At 62.4% G+C, this 2,634-nt stretch carries 4 protein-coding genes; all 4 read left to right on the top strand.

All coding sequences use genetic code 11. The features are described 5' to 3' along the window. Window positions 1-13 precede the first annotated feature (13 nt). On the top strand, window positions 14-1,150 hold the full coding sequence (locus tag ACIOWA_RS27155; RefSeq protein ID WP_401162844.1) for a phosphoglycerate kinase: 1,137 nt from the start codon (window positions 14-16) through the stop codon (window positions 1,148-1,150). Window positions 1,151-1,184: 34 nt separating this feature from the next. Beyond that, window positions 1,185-1,406 (top strand): hypothetical protein, encoded by a 222-nt coding sequence (locus ACIOWA_RS27150; protein WP_221732334.1) that lies wholly within the window; start codon window positions 1,185-1,187, stop codon window positions 1,404-1,406. A gap of 57 nt (window positions 1,407-1,463) precedes the next feature. Then, the gene (locus ACIOWA_RS27145) at window positions 1,464-1,796 is read left to right on the top strand and encodes an MliC family protein (RefSeq protein ID WP_221732333.1); all 333 of its coding nucleotides are present in this window, start codon (window positions 1,464-1,466) and stop codon (window positions 1,794-1,796) included. 251 nt (window positions 1,797-2,047) lie between these two features. Then, on the top strand, window positions 2,048-2,634 hold a 587-nt coding region (locus ACIOWA_RS27140; RefSeq protein WP_401162841.1), incomplete at its 3' end, for a class II fructose-bisphosphate aldolase.

Genomic DNA, 2,634 nt, shown 5'->3' with positions numbered 1-2,634 from the left:
CCGCCTCCCCCCTCTGCCCACCCCCCCCCCCAACCCCCCCCCCCACCACCTCAACGTCCCAGTCAAGGACGGTGTCGTCACCAGCGACGCGCGTATCCTGGCTTCGCTGCCGACCATCAAGCTGGCCCTGGAAAAAGGTGCCGCCGTCATGGTGTGCTCGCACCTTGGCCGTCCGACCGAAGGCGAATTCTCCGCCGAGAACAGCCTCAAGCCAGTCGCTGACTACCTGAGCAAGGCGCTGGGCCGTGAAGTGCCGCTGGTGGCTGATTACCTGGGCGGCGTTGACGTCAAGGCTGGCGACATCGTGCTGTTCGAAAACGTGCGCTTCAACAAGGGCGAGAAAAAGAACGCTGACGAACTGGCCCAGCAGTACGCCGCCCTGTGCGATGTGTTCGTGATGGACGCCTTCGGCACCGCGCACCGCGCCGAGGGCTCGACCCACGGCGTGGCCAAGTTCGCCAAAGTCGCCGCCGCTGGCCCGTTGCTGGCCGCTGAACTGGATGCGCTGGGCAAAGCCCTGGGCGCTCCGGCCAAGCCAATGGCGGCCATCGTTGCCGGCTCCAAGGTCTCGACCAAGCTCGACGTGTTGAACAGCCTGAGCCAGATCTGCGATCAACTGATCGTCGGTGGCGGCATCGCCAACACCTTCCTCGCCGCTGCCGGTCACCCGGTTGGCAAGTCGCTGTACGAGCCGGACTTGCTGGACACCGCTCGCGCCATCGCCGCCAAGGTCAGCGTGCCGCTGCCGGTCGATGTTGTGTGCGCCAAGGAATTCGCTGAAAGCGCTGAGGCGACCGTCAAACTGATCGCTGACGTCGCTGCCGACGACATGATTCTGGACATCGGCCCACAGACCGCCGCGAACTTCGCCGAACTGCTGAAATCGTCGAAAACCATTCTGTGGAACGGCCCGGTCGGCGTGTTTGAGTTCGACCAATTCGGCAACGGCACCAAAGTGCTGGCCCAGGCCATCGCTGACAGCGCTGCGTTCTCCATTGCGGGCGGTGGCGACACCCTGGCCGCCATCGATAAATATGGCGTGGCTGAGCAAATCTCCTACATTTCCACCGGTGGTGGCGCGTTCCTCGAATTCGTCGAGGGCAAAGTGCTGCCGGCCGTTGAAGTCTTGGAAACCCGGGCCAAGGCCTGAGGCCACCCGTTTGGCCAGGCAAAGGAGTGGTCACATGGTCAAGTCGTTAGCACTGTTGCTGCTGACCGGTACGCTGGCGGCCTGCGGGAGCAACCCGAAGGCCGAAGCGACACCGGCACCCAGCGAGTTGAACAAGGGCTGTTATCAGGCCGACTGGCAGGCCGAAACCAACCCGGTGCTGAACAAGCGCTCGGGGCCGGACGGTCTGGAGAAATACGAGACGCAAACCCCGGCCAAGGAACATGGTTGTCCTTGACGGGTCTGACTCTTTAACTCAGGGCTGGCGGCGTGCGCTGCCGGTCGAGGAACACGGATGAAAGGCTTGATCGCCATTGCGGCGTTGGCATTGTTGGGCGGTTGCGCACAGTTGAACCTGTTTCAGTCGTCCGCCCCGGCGGATAACTGGACGACCTGGACCTGCGACAGCCAGGCCAAAGTGCTGTGGCGCTACGCCGATGCCGACAAGAAGGAAGTCGACGTCCGTTTGGGCGGCGGTGATCAGGTCTATCGCCTGAAAGAAGAGCCGGGCGCCTCGGGCACGCTGTACAGCGACGGCATGCTGGCGTTTCACGTCAAGGGTGACGAGGGCCTGGTTTACTGGGTCGCCACCAATGACCTGATTGGCCGCGGCTGCAAAGCGCAGTAATTGACACACCACAGTTCTAATGTGGGAGCGAGCCTGCTCGCGAAAGCGGTCTGACAGGCACTGCATCAGCGACTGCAAGATTGCTTTCGCGAGCAGGCTCGCTCCCACAGGGTTCTGTGTAGTTCTCAGGATTTTGCTTTATCGAATCACCAGACCGGGCCTCAACCCCCGATCTGCAATCACTTGAATAGCCGCCGCCGCTCCGGCAGGCTGGCACGATTAACGACCCTCAACCGGGAGAGACACACACAATGGCACTTATCAGCATGCGCCAGATGTTGGACCACGCAGCCGAATTCGGCTACGGCGTTCCAGCTTTCAACGTCAACAACCTTGAGCAGATGCGCGCCATCATGGAAGCCGCTGACAAGACTGACTCCCCGGTGATCGTCCAGGCTTCGGCCGGCGCCCGTAAATACGCCGGCGCGCCATTCCTGCGTCACCTTATCCTGGCGGCGATCGAAGAATTCCCGCACATCCCGGTGTGCATGCACCAGGACCACGGCACCAGCCCTGACGTCTGCCAGCGCTCCATCCAACTGGGCTTCAGCTCGGTGATGATGGACGGCTCGCTGGGAGAAGACGGCAAGACCCCGACCGACTACGACTACAACGTCCGCGTGACCCAGCAAACCGTGGCCATGGCGCACGCCTGCGGCGTCTCGGTAGAAGGCGAGCTGGGCTGCCTGGGTTCGCTGGAAACCGGCATGGCCGGTGAAGAAGACGGCATCGGCGCCGAAGGCGTTCTGGATCACAGCCAAATGCTGACCGACCCGGAAGAAGCCGCTGACTTCGTCAATAAGACTAAGGATGATGCCATGGCCATCGCCATCGGCAC

It is taken from the genome of Pseudomonas sp. NPDC087614, from assembly GCF_044743485.1.
In the GTDB taxonomy this organism is placed as follows: Bacteria; Pseudomonadota; Gammaproteobacteria; order Pseudomonadales; family Pseudomonadaceae; genus Aquipseudomonas; species Aquipseudomonas baetica_A.
The sequence above is the reverse complement of the archived record's forward strand: the minus strand, read 5'-3'. Positions and strand labels throughout refer to the sequence as shown.